At 67.6% G+C, this 17,684-nt stretch carries 15 protein-coding genes and 1 tRNA gene; 11 read left to right on the top strand and 5 right to left on the bottom strand.

Annotated elements, in window-relative coordinates:
- Window positions 1-159 precede the first annotated feature (159 nt).
- The 4 genes from C7H84_RS14585 to C7H84_RS14570 all read left to right on the top strand — a co-directional run bounded on the left by C7H84_RS14585 (window position 160) and on the right by C7H84_RS14570 (window position 4,551).
- On the top strand, window positions 160-894 hold the full coding sequence (locus tag C7H84_RS14585; protein ID WP_121859448.1) for a response regulator transcription factor: 735 nt from the start codon (window positions 160-162) through the stop codon (window positions 892-894).
- A gap of 17 nt (window positions 895-911) precedes the next feature.
- A complete protein-coding gene (locus tag C7H84_RS14580; protein ID WP_121859447.1) occupies window positions 912-2,465 on the top strand; it encodes a sensor histidine kinase in 1,554 nt (517 codons plus the stop codon).
- 213 nt (window positions 2,466-2,678) lie between these two features.
- Window positions 2,679-4,337, top strand: coding sequence for an MFS transporter (locus C7H84_RS14575; protein WP_121859446.1), 1,659 nt, complete (start codon window positions 2,679-2,681; stop codon window positions 4,335-4,337).
- 137 nt (window positions 4,338-4,474) lie between these two features.
- Window positions 4,475-4,551 (top strand) — tRNA-Met (locus tag C7H84_RS14570).
- Between the two features lie 111 nt (window positions 4,552-4,662).
- Here C7H84_RS14570 and C7H84_RS14565 read toward each other — a convergent pair.
- Together C7H84_RS14565 and C7H84_RS14560 are read right to left on the bottom strand one after the other, a co-directional pair.
- Complete coding sequence (locus tag C7H84_RS14565) at window positions 4,663-5,634, bottom strand: LysR family transcriptional regulator (protein WP_121859445.1); 972 nt, start codon at window positions 5,632-5,634, stop codon at window positions 4,663-4,665.
- 186 nt (window positions 5,635-5,820) lie between these two features.
- The gene (locus tag C7H84_RS14560; RefSeq protein WP_121859444.1) at window positions 5,821-6,789 is read right to left on the bottom strand and encodes a GlxA family transcriptional regulator; all 969 of its coding nucleotides are present in this window, start codon (window positions 6,787-6,789) and stop codon (window positions 5,821-5,823) included.
- A gap of 116 nt (window positions 6,790-6,905) precedes the next feature.
- On the opposite strand from C7H84_RS14560, the gene C7H84_RS14555 reads away from it, so the two are divergent.
- Together C7H84_RS14555 and C7H84_RS14550 are read left to right on the top strand one after the other, a co-directional pair.
- The gene (locus tag C7H84_RS14555; protein ID WP_121859443.1) at window positions 6,906-7,589 is read left to right on the top strand and encodes a DJ-1/PfpI family protein; all 684 of its coding nucleotides are present in this window, start codon (window positions 6,906-6,908) and stop codon (window positions 7,587-7,589) included.
- Between the two features lie 91 nt (window positions 7,590-7,680).
- Window positions 7,681-7,992: a cupin gene (locus C7H84_RS14550; protein ID WP_121859442.1), complete on the top strand. Its 312-nt coding sequence runs from the start codon at window positions 7,681-7,683 to the stop codon at window positions 7,990-7,992.
- Between the two features lie 34 nt (window positions 7,993-8,026).
- On the opposite strand, the gene C7H84_RS14545 is transcribed toward C7H84_RS14550, so the two are convergent.
- Window positions 8,027-8,311 carry a PAAR domain-containing protein gene (locus C7H84_RS14545; protein WP_121859441.1) on the bottom strand — a complete coding sequence of 95 codons (285 nt, stop codon included), beginning with the start codon at window positions 8,309-8,311 and terminating at the stop codon, window positions 8,027-8,029.
- A gap of 449 nt (window positions 8,312-8,760) precedes the next feature.
- Between C7H84_RS14545 and C7H84_RS14540 the strand changes: the two genes are divergently transcribed.
- From C7H84_RS14540 to C7H84_RS14530, 3 genes are all read left to right on the top strand, one after another.
- The gene (locus C7H84_RS14540) at window positions 8,761-9,648 is read left to right on the top strand and encodes a LysR family transcriptional regulator (protein ID WP_121859440.1); all 888 of its coding nucleotides are present in this window, start codon (window positions 8,761-8,763) and stop codon (window positions 9,646-9,648) included.
- 247 nt (window positions 9,649-9,895) lie between these two features.
- Window positions 9,896-13,003, top strand: coding sequence for a transglycosylase domain-containing protein (locus tag C7H84_RS14535; protein WP_121859439.1), 3,108 nt, complete (start codon window positions 9,896-9,898; stop codon window positions 13,001-13,003).
- Between the two features lie 181 nt (window positions 13,004-13,184).
- The gene (locus tag C7H84_RS14530) at window positions 13,185-13,430 is read left to right on the top strand and encodes a DUF1272 domain-containing protein (protein WP_121859438.1); all 246 of its coding nucleotides are present in this window, start codon (window positions 13,185-13,187) and stop codon (window positions 13,428-13,430) included.
- Between the two features lie 22 nt (window positions 13,431-13,452).
- Here the strand turns inward: C7H84_RS14530 and C7H84_RS14525 are convergent, their stop codons facing one another.
- Window positions 13,453-14,136 (bottom strand): FCD domain-containing protein, encoded by a 684-nt coding sequence (locus C7H84_RS14525; protein ID WP_121859437.1) that lies wholly within the window; start codon window positions 14,134-14,136, stop codon window positions 13,453-13,455.
- Between the two features lie 154 nt (window positions 14,137-14,290).
- On the opposite strand from C7H84_RS14525, the gene dgoD reads away from it, so the two are divergent.
- Entirely contained in the window at window positions 14,291-15,439 is a 1,149-nt protein-coding gene (dgoD, locus tag C7H84_RS14520; protein ID WP_072443519.1) for a galactonate dehydratase, read from the top strand.
- Between the two features lie 167 nt (window positions 15,440-15,606).
- Here the strand turns inward: dgoD and C7H84_RS14515 are convergent, their stop codons facing one another.
- On the bottom strand, window positions 15,607-16,539 hold the full coding sequence (locus C7H84_RS14515; RefSeq protein ID WP_121859436.1) for a CopD family protein: 933 nt from the start codon (window positions 16,537-16,539) through the stop codon (window positions 15,607-15,609).
- A 377-nt stretch (window positions 16,540-16,916) separates the two neighbouring features.
- Here C7H84_RS14515 and C7H84_RS14510 point away from each other — a divergent pair, with 377 nt between their 5' ends.
- The gene (locus C7H84_RS14510) at window positions 16,917-17,681 is read left to right on the top strand and encodes a c-type cytochrome (protein ID WP_044844542.1); all 765 of its coding nucleotides are present in this window, start codon (window positions 16,917-16,919) and stop codon (window positions 17,679-17,681) included.
- The last annotated feature ends 3 nt before the right edge of the window (window positions 17,682-17,684 follow it).

Raw genomic sequence — 17,684 nt, 5'->3', positions numbered from 1 at the left:
GTCAGAGGCGCGCCCGCTTTCAAGCGCTGCCCACGAATGCAGACACTGTATAAAAAAACAGTGTTTTATGCAAGCCCGCAATGCAGGCTGCGTTGTACACGGATAACTTCGGAGACAGCCGCGCCGGCGCGCACGCCCCGCCGGCCATCGGTCAGCAACATGCGAATTCTCATCGCCGAAGACGACAGCATACTCGCGGACGGCCTCACTCGGTCACTCCGCCAATCGGGCTATGCCGTCGACCACGTGAAGAGCGGCGTCGAAGCCGATACCGCGCTGTCGATGCAGACTTTCGACCTGCTGATCCTCGATCTCGGGCTCCCGAAGATGTCCGGGCTCGACGTGCTGAAGCGCCTGCGCGCGCGCAATTCCAATCTCCCCGTGCTGATCCTGACCGCCGCCGACAGCGTCGACGAGCGCGTGAAGGGGCTCGACCTCGGCGCGGACGACTACATGGCCAAGCCGTTCGCGCTCAACGAGCTCGAGGCGCGCGTGCGTGCGCTGACCCGGCGCGGCGCGGGCGGCGGCCCGACCGTCGTGCGCCACGGCTCGCTCGCGTTCGACCAGGTCGGGCGCATCGCGTATGCGAACGAGCGCGTACTCGATCTGTCCGCGCGCGAGCTCGGGCTGCTCGAAGTGCTGCTGCAGCGCATCGGCCGGCTCGTGTCGAAGGAGCAGCTCGTCGACCATTTGTGCGAATGGGGCGAGGAAGTCAGCAACAACGCGATCGAAGTGTACGTGCACCGGCTGCGCAAGAAGATCGAGCCGAGCGGCGTGCGGATTTCGACCGTGCGCGGCCTCGGCTACTGCCTCGAGAAAGTCGCAGCGGCGCCGGCCGAACCCGCCGACCCGGCCGCGCCCCCGCCCACGGCGGCCAGCACGCCGCTGCGCTGAGCCCGGTCGTCGCCGCGATGGCCACGCCGGCCCATTCCCGCCATCCGACCGGCGAGCAGCCGTCCGCCGCCGACGCCGCGCGCGACGCGCGCTACGAGAACCCGTTCGCGCCGCCCGACGAAACCGATACGCCCGAAGCCGCGCGCCCGCGCTCGCTGTTCGGCGAAATCCTCGACTGGATGCTCGCGCCGCTGCTGCTGCTGTGGCCGATGAGCATCGCCGTCACCTATCTCGTCGCGAAGACGATCGCGAACGGCCCGTTCGACCGCGCGCTCGAGACCAACGCATACGTGCTCGCGCGGCAGATCCATCCGGTCAACGGCGTCGCCGAGCTGACGCTGCCGCAGCAGACGCGCGACTTCCTGCGCGCGGACAACGTCGACAGTGTTTATTTCCAGGTGCTCGGCACGCGCGGCGAGCTGGTTGCCGGCGAGGCCGACATGCCGCTGCCGCGCGACGAGGATCGCCCGCCGCCGGGCGTCGTCGTGTTCCGCGACGACCTGTTGCGCGGCAACGACGTGCGCGTTGCGTACACAACCGTCGAGCTGCCGCAGTCGAGCGGCGCGCAGCCCGTGCTCGTGCAGGTCGGCGAGACGCTCGACAAGCGCAACGCGCTCGCGAACGACATCATCAAGGGCGTGATCCTGCCGCAGTTCGTGATCCTGCCGCTCGCGATCCTGCTCGTGTGGTTCGGGCTGTCGCGCGGGCTCGCGCCACTCAACGCGCTGCAGGCGCACATCCGCGCGCGGCGGCCCGACGACCTGTCGCCCGTCGAGGCCCAGCGCGCGCCGCCCGAGATCGAGCCGCTCGTCACGTCGTTCAACGACCTGCTCGGGCGCCTCGAACAGAACATGGCGCTGCAGAAGCGCTTCATCGCCGACGCCGCGCACCAGATGAAGACGCCGCTTGCCGGGCTGCGCACGCAGGCCGAATTCGCGCTGCGCCACCCGGTGCCGCCCGACGTGCAGCGCTCGCTCGAGCAGATCGCGACGAGCTCCGAGCAGGCCGCGCGGCTCGTCACGCAACTGCTCGCGCTCGCGCGCGCCGAGAACCGCGCGAGCGGGTTGACGTTCGAGCCGGTCGAGATCGGTTCGCTCGCGCGCCGCACGGTGCGCGACTGGGTGCAGGCCGCGCTCGCGAAGCGGATGGACCTCGGCTACGAAGGCCCGGAAGACGACGCGCCGCTCGACGTCGACGGCAATCCGGTGATGCTGCGCGAGATGCTCGGCAACCTGGTCGACAACGCGATCCGCTACACGCCCGAAGGCGGCCGCATCACCGTGCGCGTACGGGCCGAGCCCGCGGCGCGGCGCGTGCATCTGGAAGTCGAGGACACCGGACCCGGCATCCCGGCCGCCGAACGCGAGCGCGTGGTCGAGCGCTTCTACCGGATCCTCGGCCGCGAGGGCGACGGCAGCGGCCTCGGGCTCGCGATCGTGCGCGAGATCGCCGCGCAGCACGGCGGCACGCTGACGCTCGACGATCACGTCTATCAGCACACGCCGCGCCTCGCCGGCACGCTCGTGCGCATCAGCCTGCCGCTGTCGGAAACCACCCCGGATCCGGCCTGACACGCGCACCGCGATCGCGTCGAAAGCGGCGTTTTATCGGCCGTTTGCGACACGATCGGCGCGCGAAGCAGCCGATTCTTCGCGGGTTAACGCGCAGTCGTTTTGTGTGCGCGAGTCAGTGCACCGTAAGTTTCCGTGCCAATAATCGACGACAGGCCCGCCCACCCACCCACGGCGGCCGCATATCTATATCAAGGGACTTGGAGACGATTCATGGCAACGTTAGGCGGGCAAATTTCGCACTCGCCGATGACGGGCGAAGAAAAGAAGGTGATCTTCGCGTCGTCGCTCGGCACCGTGTTCGAGTGGTACGACTTTTACCTGGCCGGCTCACTCGCGGCCTACATCAGCAAGAGCTTCTTCTCCGGGGTCAATCCGACCGCCGCGTTCATCTTCACGCTGCTCGGCTTCGCGGCCGGGTTCGCCGTGCGTCCGTTCGGCGCGATCGTGTTCGGCCGGCTCGGCGACCTCGTCGGCCGCAAGCACACCTTCCTCATCACGATCGTGATCATGGGCCTCTCGACCTTCGTGGTCGGCTTCCTGCCCGGCTACGCGTCGATCGGCATCGCCGCGCCGGTGATCTTCATCGCGATGCGGCTGCTGCAGGGCCTCGCGCTCGGCGGCGAGTACGGCGGCGCGGCAACCTACGTCGCCGAGCATGCGCCGGCGAACCGGCGCGGCTTCTACACCGCGTGGATCCAGACGACCGCGACGCTCGGGCTGTTCCTGTCGCTGCTGGTGATCCTCGGCGTGCGCACGTTCATCGGCGAGGAAGCGTTCGGCAGCTGGGGCTGGCGCGTGCCGTTCGTCGCGTCGATCCTGCTGCTCGCGGTGTCGGTGTGGATCCGGCTGCAGCTGAACGAATCGCCGGTGTTCCTGCGCATCAAGGCGGAAGGCAAGACGTCGAAGGCGCCGCTGACCGAAGCGTTCGGCCAGTGGAAGAACCTGAAGATCGTGATCCTCGCGCTCGTCGGCCTGACCGCCGGCCAGGCCGTCGTGTGGTACACGGGCCAGTTCTACGCGCTGTTCTTCCTCACGCAGACGCTGAAGGTCGACGGTGCCAGCGCGAACATCCTGATCGCGATCGCGCTGCTGATCGGCACGCCGTTCTTCCTGTTCTTCGGCTCGCTGTCGGACCGCATCGGCCGCAAGCCGATCATTCTCGCCGGCTGCCTGATCGCGGCGCTCACCTACTTCCCGCTGTTCAAGGCGCTCACGCACTACGCGAACCCGCAGCTCGAACTCGCGACGCAGAAGGCCCCGATCTCGGTCATCGCCGATCCGGCCACCTGCTCGTTCCAGTTCAACCCGGTGGGCACGTCGAAGTTCACGAGCTCGTGCGACATCGTGAAGAGCGCGCTGGCCAAGGCCGGCCTGAACTACGAGAACGTCGCGGCACCGGCCGGCTCGAACGCCGAGATCAAGGTGGGCGACGCGGTGATCCCGGCCTATGACGGCAAGGCGGCCGATGCGAAGGTGCGGGGCGCGGCGTTCGACAAGACGCTCGCGTCGACGCTGAAGGCGGCAGGCTATCCCGCCAAGGCCGACCCGGCGCAGCTCAACTGGCCGATGACGATCGTGATCCTGACGATCCTCGTGATCTACGTGACGATGGTGTACGGCCCGATCGCCGCGATGCTGGTCGAGATGTTCCCGACGCGGATCCGCTATACGTCGATGTCGCTGCCGTATCACATCGGCAACGGCTGGTTCGGCGGCTTCCTGCCGGCGACCGCGTTCGCGATCGTCGCGGCGAAGGGCAACATCTATTCGGGGCTCTGGTATCCGATCGTGATCGCGCTGGCAACCTTCGTGATCGGTCTGCTGTTCGTCAAGGAGACGAAGAACTCCGATATCTACGCGCAGGATTGAGGTCGTTCAGGTCGGCTAGCGGGCAGCACCCTGCTCGCTAGCCGGGTCCTCCGAACGGGGCCGTCGGCAACTTTTTTCAGGGAAGATGGAAAAAGGTGTTGACAGCCGAACGGGGTGTCGGCATAATTCAATTCTTCGGCGAATTAGCTCAGTCGGTTAGAGCGACGGAATCATAATCCGCAGGTCCGGGGTTCGAATCCCTGATTCGCCACCAAATGCGAAAAGCCGCTGTTCCGCAAGGATCAGCGGCTTTTTTCATTGCTTCATCCGGCGCGACGTACGGATTCGCGCGGCGCCTGCCCCGCAGGCACGCACGCCCCGCTCGCTACGCCACCACCGAGCCCCGCTCCTCCACCACCTCCGCCCGCACCTTCCCGCGCCAGTTCTCGCCGCCCTCCAGCGCCGGCGTTGCTTCGAACAGCTCCGCGATCCAGTCCGCGAACACGCGCACCTTCTGCGACAGATGCCGGTTGTGCGGATACACGATCGAGATCGGCTTGGGCTTCGGATTGCAGTCGGGCAGCACCTCGACCAGCGAGCCGTCGCGCAGGTTCGACAGCACCATGAACAGCGTCGGCTGGATCATTCCGAACCCTTCGAGCCCGCAGGTCACGTACGCATCCGACTCGTTGACGGTCACGCTGCCGCTCATCCGCACCTCGACCGGCTTGCCGTCGATCATGAATACCCACGGAATCGTCCGCGCGCCGTGGCTCGCACGGAAATTCACCGCGTGATGATCGGCCAGGTCGGCGATCTCCTGCGGCTCGCCGTGACGTGCCAGGTAGTCCGGCGACGCGCACGTCACGCGCTTGAGCATCCCGATCCGCCGCGCGACCATCGACGAATCCTCGAGCGGCCCGACCCGGATCATGCAGTCGATGCCTTCCTCGACCGGATCGACGTAGCGGTCCGACAAGCCGAGATCGAGCATGATGTCCGGAAAGCGCTGCCGGAAGGCCGACAGCGCCGGCAACACGACGCGCCGCCCGAGCGAATTGGGCATGTGAACGCGCAGCACGCCGCTCGGCTTGCGGTTGCCGGACTGGAAACTCGCGTCGGCTTCCGCGATCTCCGAAATGATCTTCATGCAATGCTCGTAGTACGCGGCGCCTTCGGGCGTCAGCGACAGCCGGCGCGTCGTCCGATGCATCAGGCGCACGCCGAGCAGCGCCTCGAGATTCTGGATGATGGTCGTCACCGACGCGCGCGGCATCGACAGCGTGTCGGCCGCGCGCGTGAAGCTGTTCGCGTCGACCACGCGGGTGAAAACTTCCATTGCCTGAATGCGGTCCATACTGCGCCCCCTTCGAATCGCCAACGGAACAGAATAGAGCGCGCGGCGGCCCCGGCACAAGCCCCCGCCTATTGTTCTCCGCTTCTGAATAGTTGCAGCGTTTCGGACTCGAAAGTGATCGGCTTTCGCGCAGTTCGAAGCGACGACGGTGCCCTCCCCGCTCACCGCAAACCTCACACCCGCGCGTTACCGCACGAACCGCTCGCGATAGCCCTGCGGCGACACGCCGAGCACCCGCACGAAGCTGCGCCGCAGCGTCTCTTCCGAACCGAAGCCGCACCGCGTGGCGATCCGCTTGACGGACCACGCGGTTTCGCCGAGCAAGCGCTGCGCGGCCTCCACCCGAATCTGTTCGACCGCGCGCGCCGGCGTGCGGCCCGTGCCCGCGCGATAGTGCCGCACGAAGCTGCGCTCGCTCATGCTGACGCGTTCGGCGAGCGCGGGCACCGACAGATCGGCGCCCAGGTGCTCGGCGATCCACGCATGCAGTTCGCCGAAGCGGTCGTCGGTGCGCTGCATCGACAGCATGGCGCTGAACTGCGCCTGGCCGCCCGGCCGCTTCAGGAACACGACGAGTTCGCGCGCGGCGTCGAGCGCGATCGCACGCCCGAGATCCTCCTCGACGAGCGCCAGCGCGAGATCGATGCCGGCCGTCACGCCGGCCGAGGTCCACAACGGACCTTCGCGGATGAAGATCGGATCGGGCTCGACGCGCACGTTCGGATAGCGCGCGGCGAATTCGTCGCAGCGCGCCCAGTGCGTGACGGCGCGCCGCCCGTCGAGCAGGCCGGCCTCGGCGAGCAGGAACGCGCCGGTGCAGACCGACGCGACCCGTCGCGCGCGCTGCGCCTGCTGCCGCACCCAGCGCACCATCCGCGCATCCTGCGACGCGGCCTGCACGCCCTTGCCGCCGGCGACGATGACCGTATCCGGCCGCCCGGCCGAGCGCAGCGAATCGGCCATCACGACGAGACCGGACGACGTCTCGACCGGCCCGGCTTCGGCCGCGACGACGCGCGGCGCATACGGCGCGGGTTGCCCGCGCTCCTGCGCGAGTTCGTTGACGGACGCGAACACCTGCAGCGGCCCGGTCACGTCGAGCAACTGCGCACGGGGGAACGCAAGGATCAGGATCGAGCGCGGGGCGGCGGACATGGCGATTGGCTGAAAACGTGGGCGATATGGCGATTTCGCCAAACACTACGCGCCTAGAATCGATCTGTCCATCGTGCGCCGACCGCGGCGCCTCCCCTTCCCTTCGGAGTGTTCGCATGACCCTGCATATCGGCCTGCTCGTGTTTCCGGGCGTCCAGCAACTCGATCTCACCGGCCCGCACGACGTGCTCGCGTCGCTGCCCGACGCGGCGGTTCATCTGGTCTGGAAATCGCGCGACACTGTCGCATCGAGCAGCGGCCTCGCGCTCTCACCGACCTGCACGTTCGACGATTGCCCGCCGCTCGACGTGATCTGCGTGCCGGGCGGCATCGGGATCAACGACCTGCTGCTCGACGCCGAAACGATCGCGTTCGTGCAGCAGCGCGCGGCCACCGCGCGCTATGTGACGTCGGCCTGCACGGGCGCGTTGCTGCTCGGCGTGGCCGGCCTGCTGCGCGGGCGCCGCGCGACGACGCACTGGGCATTTCATTCGCTGCTCGCGCCGCTCGGTGCGGTGCCCGTGCGCGAGCGCGTGGTGCGCGACGGCAACCTGATCACCGGCGGCGGCGTGACGGCCGGCATCGATTTCGCATTGACGATCGCCGCGGAGCTCGCCGGCGACGAAGAGGCGCAGGCGATTCAACTCCAGCTCGAATACGCACCCGCGCCGCCGTTCGATTCAGGCTCGCCGGATACCGCGCCGGCGGCGGTGCTGAAGCGCGTGACCGAGCGTTCGGCAGCCGGGCTGGAGAAGCGCAGGCAGATCGTCGACGCGGCATTGCGCGCGGCGTCGCGCTGATCACGCGCCCACGAACAACCGGGTGGCGGGCACGCGGCACGGCCGCGCAGCCTGCCCGGCCCGCGCACCATTCGTCTTCCTGGATCGATCGATGAACATCATCCGCAGCACTGCATTCGCCGCGCAGCGCGCATGGGGCGCGCTCGACATCGCGAACCTGGACGGCATCACGGTCCGCCTGCACTGGACCGATCAGCCGTACCGGTGGCACGTGAACGACGGCGAGGAAGTCTTCGCGGTGCTCGACGGCCGGGTCGAGATGCGCTACCGCGAAGCGGGCATCGAGCACGCGACGGTGCTCGAAACCGGAGACATATTCCATGCGACGGTCGGCACCGAACATGTCGCCCACCCGTTCGGCGAAGCGCGCATCCTCGTGATCGAGCGTGAAGGCAGCGCCTGAGCACCGGTAGCGCGGCGCACGGATTCGCCCCGCGTCAGCCCGAGATGGTGCCGGTGCCCTGCGACGGGATCAGCTTCGGCTGCGGCGTGCACAGGCACTGGCACAGGTCGTGTTCGAGCGCGACGACCTTGCCCATCACGGTCATCGTCCGCTCGCCGCCGTCGGACACGATCACGCCCTGGGTCTTGCACGCGGCGCAGAACACCGGCGCGCCGAGATAGGCGAGCTCGCGCCCGTCGAACGACGAATTGGCGATCCCGTCGAGCACGATGCCGCCGTGGTCGGTCGTGTCGCCCTTCAGAATGAATTTGCGGCTCATGTTTCGGCTCTCCCTCGGAAACGCCGCGCAGCACGGCGTCGGGCCGTGCGCGGGCAGTCGGTATCCACCCGTCGGTCGCGGGCGTTTCGCGAGGATATCACCGCGCGGCCGATCCGCTGCGTCGAGGCCGTGCGACGGCGCGATCCCGCGAAGCCGCCGTGGCGATAGAGATTTGTCTTATTCGATTCGAATCGGATCGATAATCGCCAATACTTTTATCCTGAAATTACCCAATACTTTCGTACAATTACTAAATATATATAATTCTCACCAAAGCCAAGCCGATCGGAGAGCCGGCGCTCGATTCGCCGCGGGACCCATTATTCTGAAACTGCCTACGGCATCGATCAACACGCCATTTCATAATAATCATTCGCCGAAACGAGTCGTTCAAATTCAATAAATCGATAGATAGAATTTAATCAACCCTTTCTGTTATCGATAAAAAAATGGACGAACTCCTACCCATGCGGTTATTCGTGAAGGTGGCCGAACTGCGCAGCTTCGCACGCGCGGCGACCGAACTGAACATTTCCAACTCGTCGGCCACGCGCCTCGTGATGGGCATCGAGGACCGGCTCGGCGCACGCCTGCTGAACCGCACGACGCGCAGCCTGTCGCTGACCGACGCCGGTCATCTGTATCTCGCGCAGATCCGTCACGTGATCGAGGAAATCGACCGCGTCGAGGAGACGATCGCGTCGATGCATCACGAACCGATCGGATCGCTGAAGATCGCCGCGCCGGTGATGTTCGGCATGCACGTGCTGGCCCCCGCGATCGATGCGTTCAAGGCGCTGCATCCGGCCATCGTGCCGGAAGTCACGATCGTCGACCGCCACGTCGACCTCGTGTCGGAAGGCTTCGACGTCGGCCTGCTGCTGTCGCAGCACATCGGCAGCAACACGCTGGTGAAACGTCCGCTCACGCGCCTGCAACGGATCGTCTGTGCGGCGCCGTCGTATATCGAACGGCATGGCGCACCCGCGCATCCGCACGATCTCGCGTGCCACGCATGCCTCGCGTTTCATGCCGACTTCGCCGGCGAGCACCTGTCGTTCGATCAAGGTCCGGCGCATGTCACCGTACGCCCGAACAAGTCGGCGTCGTCGAACAACATCGGGCTGCTCCGCAACTGGGCGCTCGCGGGCATGGGCATCGCGGTGCTGCCGGATTTCCTCGTCGAACCGGATCTCGCCGAGGGCCGGCTGCGTGCGGTGCTGGCCGACTATCGTCTGGAGGAACTCGAGATGAACGTCGTGTATCCGAGCCGGCGCCATTTTCCACGCAAGGCGCGGCTTTTCGTCGATCACCTGGTCGATCATTTCGTCAGGTAAATGAAGGGGCCCATCGCGCACCAATTTCGACGGCGGGGCGCTCGCCTTGCGCCAGGCCCGCCAGCAGCCGGAAGGTCGCCCGGCCCGCGGCTCAGGCGATCGCGCGGCGACGCTGCCGCATGGAACGGGCACAGCTGTTGCGTCGGTGCATCTCGGTAGTGAACCGCTCTTGGCAGCGCGCACTTGAGGACTACACTAATCCTTAATGAGGCGCGGCAGGAGCCCGTGCCTTCAGGGAGACGCCGCCATGAATCGGCCGCTGAATCGCATCCTGCCGCGCGTGACCGGGAGTGCATCGGTCTGGACGTGGATCAAGTGGTCCTTGCTCGCCGCGCTGGTGATCGCGGTGGCGATCGTCGCGCGACTCGTGATGATCGAGCTCGAAACATCGCGCCTGCAGGCGCGGTATTTGTCCGAGCTCACCCGCGACGTCGGGTACACCGTCGAGGCGGGCGCGAGCGATCACATCCGCTTCCCAGCCAACGGGCCATACGATCAGCGCCTCGGCTATTCGATGATTCCCGCGTTCCAGCAGCGTCTGCTCGCGCGCGGCTTCGTGGTCGGCAAGCAGGCGCGCGATTCCGACCGGATGCTGGCGCTCGCCGATCACGGCCTGTTCCTGCCTTACGAAGAGAAAGACCAGACCGGGCTGATGCTGTTCGACTCGACCGGCTCGCCGCTGTTCGCGACGGTGTTCCCGCAACGCGTGTACGCCGATTTCGACACGGTGCCGCGCGTAATCGCCGATTCGCTGATGTTCATCGAGGATCGCTACCTGCTTGATCCGAACCAGCCGAACCGCAACCCGGCGATCGACTGGGGCCGCTTCAGCCGCGCGCTCGCCGACCAGGCGATGCACGTCGTGAACCATCATCAGGCGCGCCCGGGCGGCAGCACGCTCGCGACCCAGATCGAGAAGTTCCGCCATTCGCCCGACGGCCGCACCGCGACGCCGCCGGAGAAACTGCGACAGATCGCCTCCGCGTCGATTCTTGCGTATCTGAACGGCCCGCAGACGATGCTCGCGCGGCGCGGGATCCTGGTGCGCTACCTGAACTCGGTGCCGCTCGCCGCGCGGCCGCACGTGGGAGAAATCACCGGCCTCGGCGACGGCCTCGCCGCGTGGTACGGCCGCGACTTCAACGACGTGAATCGCATCCTGTCCGCGCCGACGACCGGCGACAACGTCGACGCGCAAGGCAAGGCGTTCCGCGAGGTGCTGTCGCTGATCATCGCGCAGCGCGCGCCGTCGTACTTCCTGAATCGCGGCTATCCGGCGCTGCAGAAGCTGACCGACAGCTACCTGCGGCTGCTGTCGAACGGCGGCGTGATCTCGCCCGCGCTGCGCGATGCGGCGCTCGCCGCGCAGATCGCACGCAGCGCACCGCCGCCCGCCCCGCACGTGCGGTCGTTCGTGTCGCGCAAGGCGGTGTCGTCCGCGCGCGCGTCGCTGCTGGCGGCACTCGGCATGACCGACCTGTACCAGCTCGACCAGCTCGACCTGGAGGCCACCAGCACGCTCGACAACGGCGTGCAGCAGGCAGTCGCCGAACGGCTCGCGCTGGCGTCGACCCGCGACGGCGCGCAGGCTGCCGGCCTGTACGGCTTCGAGATGCTCGCGCCGAAGGACGACCCGTCGCACCTCACCTACAGCTTCACGCTGTACGAGCACCGCAACGGTGCGAACCTGCTGCGGGTGCAGACCGACAGCGTGAACCAGCCGTTCGACGTGAACCGCGGCGGCCGCATCAACCTCGGCTCGACCGCGAAACTGCGCACGCTGATCACCTACCTGCAGATCGTGTCCGAACTGCACGCGCGCTACGGCAACCTGACGAACGCGCAGCTCGCGCACGTGAAGCCCGATCCGCTCGACGGGCTGACGCACTGGGCGCTCGACTACCTGTCGCATACGCGCGACCGCTCGCTGCAGGCGATGCTCGACGCGTCGATCGAACGCAAGTATTCGGCGAGTCCCGATGTGTTCTACACGGGTGGCGGCGCGCAGGTGTTCTCCAATTTCGAGAAGTCGGACAACGGTCGCATCTTGACGCTGCACGCGGCGTTCGAGCATTCGGTGAACCTCGTGTTCGTGCGGCTGATGCGCGACATCGTCCATTACGAAATGCTGAAGGCGGCCGGGCCGTCGTCGTCGTGGCTGGGCGACCCCGAGCAGCGCAAGCAATACCTCGAGCAGTTCGTCGACGGCGAAAGCAAGGTCTACGTACGGCGCTACTACACGCGCTATGCGGGCAAGGCGCCCGACGACGCGCTCGCGCTGATGCTGAAGGACGTGCGCAAATCGCCGCCGAAGCTCGCGACGGTGCTGCGCAGCGTCGCACCGAACGAATCGCTCGCGTGGTTCAGCGCGCAGATGCGCGCGCAACTGAAGGGCACGCCCGCCGCGACGCTGTCGGATGACGATCTCGCCGCGCTCTATGCGAAGTACGCGATCGACCGCTTCAACCTGAACGATCGCGGCTACATCGCGAGCGTCCATCCGCTCGCGCTGTGGACCCTGAACTATCTGCGTGCGCATCCGGGTGCATCGGTCGACGACGTGCAGCGCGACAGCCGCGACGCGCGCTTCTACACGTATTCGTGGCTGTACAAGACGCGCTATCACGCGACCCAGGACCGGCGCATCCGTCGCATGGTCGAGCTGCGCGCGTACGGGGAAATCACGAAGGCGTGGCACGCGCTCGGCTATCCGTTCGCGAACGTCACGCCGTCGTATGCGGCCGCGATCGGCGCGTCGGGCGACCAGCCGGACGCGCTCGCGAAACTGATCGGCCTGATCGCAACCGGCGGCCAGAAGGCGCCGACCGAGACGATCACGCGCCTCGACTTCGCGAAGGGCACGCCGTACGAAACGCGCTTCGTGCGCGCGGCCGCGCAGCCGCAACCGCTGCTGTCGCCGGAGATCGTCAAGGTCACGCACACGCTGCTGCGCGACGTCGTGCTGAACGGCACCGCGCGGCGTCTCGCCGGCGGCTTCACGCTGCCCGACGGCAAGACGCTCGACGTGTACGGCAAGACCGGCACGGGCGACCAGCGCTTCAACGTGTATGCGCGCGGCGCGCGGCTGATCGAGTCGCGCAAGGTCAATCGCAGCGGCACGTTCGTGTTCATCCTCGGCGATCGCTTCTTCGGCGTGCTGACTGCGACCGCGCACGAGCCGTACGCGGCGCGCTACGACTTCACGAGCGCGATGGCCGTGCAGTTGCTGAAGTCGATGGCGCCGGCGCTCGCGCCGCTGATCGAGCGCCCGGCGAACGCCGGCACGCGCACGACGGGCCCGGCGCCGCAGGCGGAAACGCCGACACCGCAGGCCGCACCGGTCGAGCCGTCCTGACGGCGCCCCGCTGGATCACGCCACCCCACTACCCGCAACGACGCGCCGCTCAGAGCGAGCGGCCGTCGGCGGGACACCGTTGGCCGCGCCGACTCGAGCGCGTACAGTAGCGCCCACGCGTGCCGCACGCCATGTCGGCCCGCGCCGTTCCGACCCGCCCCGATCACGAGGAAAAACCGCCATGCTCGAACTGCGCCCAGGCTGCGAATGCTGCGACAAGGATCTGCCGCCCGATTCGGCGGATGCGCGCATTTGTACATTCGAATGTACCTTTTGCGCGAGCTGCGCGGACGACGTGCTGAAGGGCCAGTGCCCGAACTGCGGCGGCGACCTGGTCGCACGCCCGCGCCGGCCGGCAAGCCTGCTCGCGAAGTACCCGGCGTCGACGCAGCGGGTGCTGAAGCCGGGCGGCTGCGCGAGCCGCTGAGGCCGGCCCCCGCCCCTCCCCGTCACGACATCTCGATCCGCGCGCGCGTGACCGCGAGCAGCGCTGCCATCGCGCGGCGCGCACCCTCTGCGTCGCGCACGCGGATCGCATCGCTGACGGCCGTATGCTCGGCGAGCGACGCGTTGAACACGTGCGCCCTGCGCGCGTTCAGCTGCAACTGCGCCTCCAGCGTGCGATCGATCAGCGCGCCGAGCGGCACGAGCAGCTCGTTGCCGCCGGCCTCCAGCACGCTCAGGTGAAAGCGCAGGTCCGCGCGCACCCATTCGTCGATGTTGCGCGCGGCGGCCATCGCGCGCACGGCGTCCTCGATCGCGTCGAACGCGCCCGGCGCATGCGCACGCGCGGCAAGCGCGGCCGCATGCGGCTCGATCATCTCGCGCATCTCCTGCAGCTTCAACGCGAACGCGAGCGGCGGCGCGACCCGCGCGTACCAGTCGAGCAGGTCGGCGTCGAGCAGGTTCCACGCGCGGCGCGGCCGCACGCGCGTGCCGACCTTCGGCCGCGATTCGACGAGCCCCTTCGACGTCAAGGTGCGCAGCGCCTCGCGCAGCACCGTGCGGCTCACGCCGAACATCTCCATCAGGTCCGGCTCGCGCGGCAGCAGCGATTCGGGCGGATAGTCGCCGCGCAGGATCGCCGTCGCCAGCTGGAAGGCCGTCTGTCCATGCAGGTCGCGCTGAATGATCGTTCTCCGTTGGGCGGGCCGCCGGCGCTGCCCACTATCTGCACAATAGTGCTATTAATACTATTTTTTAACCGGCTACGCTAGGATTACCGCCACGTACTCGATCGGCGCCGCATCCGCACGTGCGCGCCGGCCAATCCTGGAGACTCGTCCCGTGAAAATCACCCGCCTCGAAACCTTCGTCGTCCCGCCGCGCTGGCTGTTCCTCAAGATCGAAACCGACGAAGGGATCGTCGGCTGGGGCGAGCCGATCGTCGAAGGCCGCGCGCATACGGTTGAGGCCGCGGTGCAGGAGCTGGCCGACTACCTGGTCGGCCGCGACCCGCTCCTGATCGAGGATCACTGGCAGGTGATGTACCGTGCCGGCTTCTACCGCGGCGGCCCGATCATGATGAGCGCGATCGCGGGCGTCGACCAGGCGCTGTGGGACATCAAGGGCAAGCATCACGGCGTACCCGTGCACGCGCTGCTCGGCGGCCAGGTGCGCGATCGCATCAAGGTGTATTCGTGGATCGGCGGCGACCGGCCGAGCGACGTCGCGAACAATGCGCGCGCGGTGGTCGAGCGCGGCTTCAAGGCCGTGAAGATGAACGGCTCCGAGGAGCTGCAGATCGTCGATACCTACGACAAGGTCGAGCAGGTGATCGCGAACGTCGCCGCGGTGCGCGACGCGGTCGGCCCGCACGTCGGGATCGGCGTCGACTTCCACGGCCGCGTGCACAAGCCGATGGCGAAGGTGCTCGCGAAGGAGCTCGATCCGTACAAGCTGATGTTCATCGAGGAGCCGGTGCTGTCGGAGAACGCGGAGGCGCTGCGCGACATCGTCAACCAGACCAACACGCCGATCGCGCTCGGCGAGCGGCTCTACTCGCGCTGGGATTTCAAGCACATCCTCGCGGGCGGCTACGTCGACATCATCCAGCCGGACGCGTCGCACGCGGGCGGCATCACCGAATGCCGCAAGATCGCGACGCTCGCGGAAAGCTACGACGTCGCGCTCGCGCTGCACTGCCCGCTCGGGCCGATCGCGCTGGCCGCGTGCCTGCAGCTCGATGCGGTCAGCTACAACGCATTCATCCAGGAACAGAGCCTCGGCATTCACTACAACCAGGGCAACGACCTGCTCGACTACCTGCGCAACCCCGAGGTGTTCCGCTACGAAGACGGCTTCGTGGCGATCCCGCAAGGCCCGGGGCTCGGCATCGACGTGAACGAGGAGAAGGTGCGCGAGATGGCGAAGACCGGCCACCGCTGGCGCAACCCGGTGTGGCGTCACGCGGACGGCAGCGTCGCCGAGTGGTGATCGACGCATGAGATGACGTGCATGGCGCGGCATCGCATGCCGCGCTACCGAATCGACACGGCCGCCCGACGAGGCGGCCGTTTTTGCATCCGCGAAACAGAGCATGCACAACACGCTCGACTTGCACGACACGCGGCGCGCGCAGGCGCCCCGCGCCGCGCCGACCGTCAGCCGAGCGCCGCGAACCCCGGCACGCTGAACGACAGCACGGCGGCCGCGACGAACACGCCGATCATCAGCAGCGCCTCGAGATGCAGGATGTTGCGGAACGTGTGCGCATCCTCGGTCGACGCGGTACGACGCAGGCGCGGCAGCGCGGAGAAGCGGTTCAGCCCGCCGAGCACGAGCGCGAGCGCGGCGAGCAGCAGCTTGAGCAGCAGCACGCGCCCCCACGTGCTCCCGTCGAGCGGCGCGAGCGAGCCGCCGAGCCCGCGCAGCGCATTGAGCACGCCCGTGCCGAGCACGAACACGACCGCAAGCACCGACGTACGCGACAGTTGCTGGCCGATCCGGATCAGCGCACCGCGCGCGACCGACGCGCCGAGCGCCGGCAGCACCGCAAGGCCGCCCGCGAGCACGAGGCCGCCCCACACCGCGGTGGCGAGCAGGTGCAGCGTCTGCACGCCGACCGCCGCGGACAGCGCACCGGTGTCGGCCGCATGGCCGAGCGATGCCTTGCCGGCCGCGACCACGATCACCGCGAGCCACAGCACCGCGTGTGCGAGCGGGCCGTCCGGCTTCGCCAGCGCGACGATCGCGAGCACCACGGCGCCGGCGAAGGCAACGGCCCATGCAAAGCCCGCGTGGGTCTGCGTCAGGACCGTCGGGATCGCGGCGAATGCACCGCCGAGCCCCGCGCCGCTCATCGTGGCGGCTTCATACACGAGCCAGCCGAGATCGGCGAGCACGAGCGCCAGCGCCGCCGCGACCAGCGAATGTTGCGCGCGCACCCATGCCGGATGCGACGGCGCGAGGACCGGCCGCGCGCCGTCCTTGCCGAGCCACGCCTTGAGCAGCGCCGAGCCAACCGCCATCGCGAACGTCGCGTCCATCAATGCCGCCAGCGCGACCTGCCCGATCCACAAGCTGTCGACCCTCATCGCGCGCACCCTCCCGGCAAGGGCCGCGCGACGGTGCGGCGGCAACTGGAACGACAGCGGGAAGAAGGCAACGGCACGGTAAGGAACGTCATCGATGAATCCGGAAACAGGAGAAATGACTGAATCTGCGGCGGAGGCGGCACCGCGCGACCCGCGAGTGTACGGTCTTCGATGGGCAAAGCGCACGCCGGTTCACACGACCTGTACATAACGCGCGTCAAATTGTCGCAAGTCGCAAACAGACAGGAACCGATGTCCTTTCGCCAAATAGCCGTCATTACCCATCGATGATAGAATGCCGCGTCGCAGCAGCCCGGCTGTCCTGCCGTCCATGCGCCGAGCCGATCGTAGCCCGGACAGGTCCCCGACGAATAAACATGGAGTCTCGTGTGTCTTCAAGACGCCTCTTCCGTCCGTTGCTCGCCGTTCTCTTGATCGGTGGCGCGGGCCTTATGAGCGCTGCCCAAGCGCAGACCAAGCCCACGGAGCAAGCGCACGCCCAACAGGCGCCGCTCAAGGCACCCGATACGATGGCCGAGCGTGTGCGCGGCTGTACCGCATGTCACGGCGTTCACGGCCAGGGCACGGACAACGATTATTTCCCGCGGCTTGCCGGCAAGCCGGCGGAGTACCTGTACAACCAGCTCGTCAATTTCCGTGATGGCCGGCGCAAGTACCCGCCGATGAACTACCTGCTGACGTATCTGAACGACGATTACCTGAAGGAAATCGCCGAGCACTTCTCGGCCGAACGTCCGCCGTACCCGACGCCGGCCAAGCCGACGCTGCCGGCCGCGACGCTCGCGCGCGGCAAGCAGCTCGTCACGCAAGGCGATCCGTCGCGCAAGCTGCCGGCCTGCGTGGCCTGCCACGGCGCTGGGCTGACCGGCATGCAGCCGGCGATCCCGGGCCTCGTCGGCCTGCACGCCGATTACCTGAGCGCACAGCTCGGCGCATGGCGCTCGGGCAACCGCCACGCGAAGGCACCCGATTGCATGCACGACATCGCCGCGAAGCTTTCCGACGAAGACGTGACGGCCGTGACCGCATGGCTCGCCGCGCAACCGGCGCCCGCCAACCCCGTGCCGGCCCCGGCGCGTTCGATGAAGACTCCGCTCGCCTGCGGCAGCGAACCGCAATAAGGC

This window comes from Burkholderia sp. Nafp2/4-1b, assembly GCF_003635165.1.
Taxonomy (GTDB): domain Bacteria; phylum Pseudomonadota; class Gammaproteobacteria; order Burkholderiales; family Burkholderiaceae; genus Burkholderia.
This window is presented reverse-complemented; position numbering and strand designations above follow the sequence as displayed.

Excerpts from the sequence above, each read along its gene's own strand:
- C7H84_RS14585 (WP_121859448.1), top strand. The coding sequence starts at position 160 with ATGCGAATTCTCATCGCCGAAGACGACAGCATACTCGCGGACGGCCTC.
- C7H84_RS14580 (WP_121859447.1), top strand. The coding sequence starts at position 912 with ATGGCCACGCCGGCCCATTCCCGCCATCCGACCGGCGAGCAGCCGTCC.
- C7H84_RS14575 (WP_121859446.1), top strand. The coding sequence starts at position 2,679 with ATGGCAACGTTAGGCGGGCAAATTTCGCACTCGCCGATGACGGGCGAA.
- C7H84_RS14565 (WP_121859445.1), bottom strand. The coding sequence starts at position 5,634 with ATGGACCGCATTCAGGCAATGGAAGTTTTCACCCGCGTGGTCGACGCG.
- C7H84_RS14560 (WP_121859444.1), bottom strand. The coding sequence starts at position 6,789 with ATGTCCGCCGCCCCGCGCTCGATCCTGATCCTTGCGTTCCCCCGTGCG.
- C7H84_RS14555 (WP_121859443.1), top strand. The coding sequence starts at position 6,906 with ATGACCCTGCATATCGGCCTGCTCGTGTTTCCGGGCGTCCAGCAACTC.
- C7H84_RS14550 (WP_121859442.1), top strand. The coding sequence starts at position 7,681 with ATGAACATCATCCGCAGCACTGCATTCGCCGCGCAGCGCGCATGGGGC.
- C7H84_RS14545 (WP_121859441.1), bottom strand. The coding sequence starts at position 8,311 with ATGAGCCGCAAATTCATTCTGAAGGGCGACACGACCGACCACGGCGGC.
- C7H84_RS14540 (WP_121859440.1), top strand. The coding sequence starts at position 8,761 with ATGGACGAACTCCTACCCATGCGGTTATTCGTGAAGGTGGCCGAACTG.
- C7H84_RS14535 (WP_121859439.1), top strand. The coding sequence starts at position 9,896 with ATGAATCGGCCGCTGAATCGCATCCTGCCGCGCGTGACCGGGAGTGCA.
- C7H84_RS14530 (WP_121859438.1), top strand. The coding sequence starts at position 13,185 with ATGCTCGAACTGCGCCCAGGCTGCGAATGCTGCGACAAGGATCTGCCG.
- C7H84_RS14515 (WP_121859436.1), bottom strand. The coding sequence starts at position 16,539 with ATGAGGGTCGACAGCTTGTGGATCGGGCAGGTCGCGCTGGCGGCATTG.
- C7H84_RS14510 (WP_044844542.1), top strand. The coding sequence starts at position 16,917 with ATGGAGTCTCGTGTGTCTTCAAGACGCCTCTTCCGTCCGTTGCTCGCC.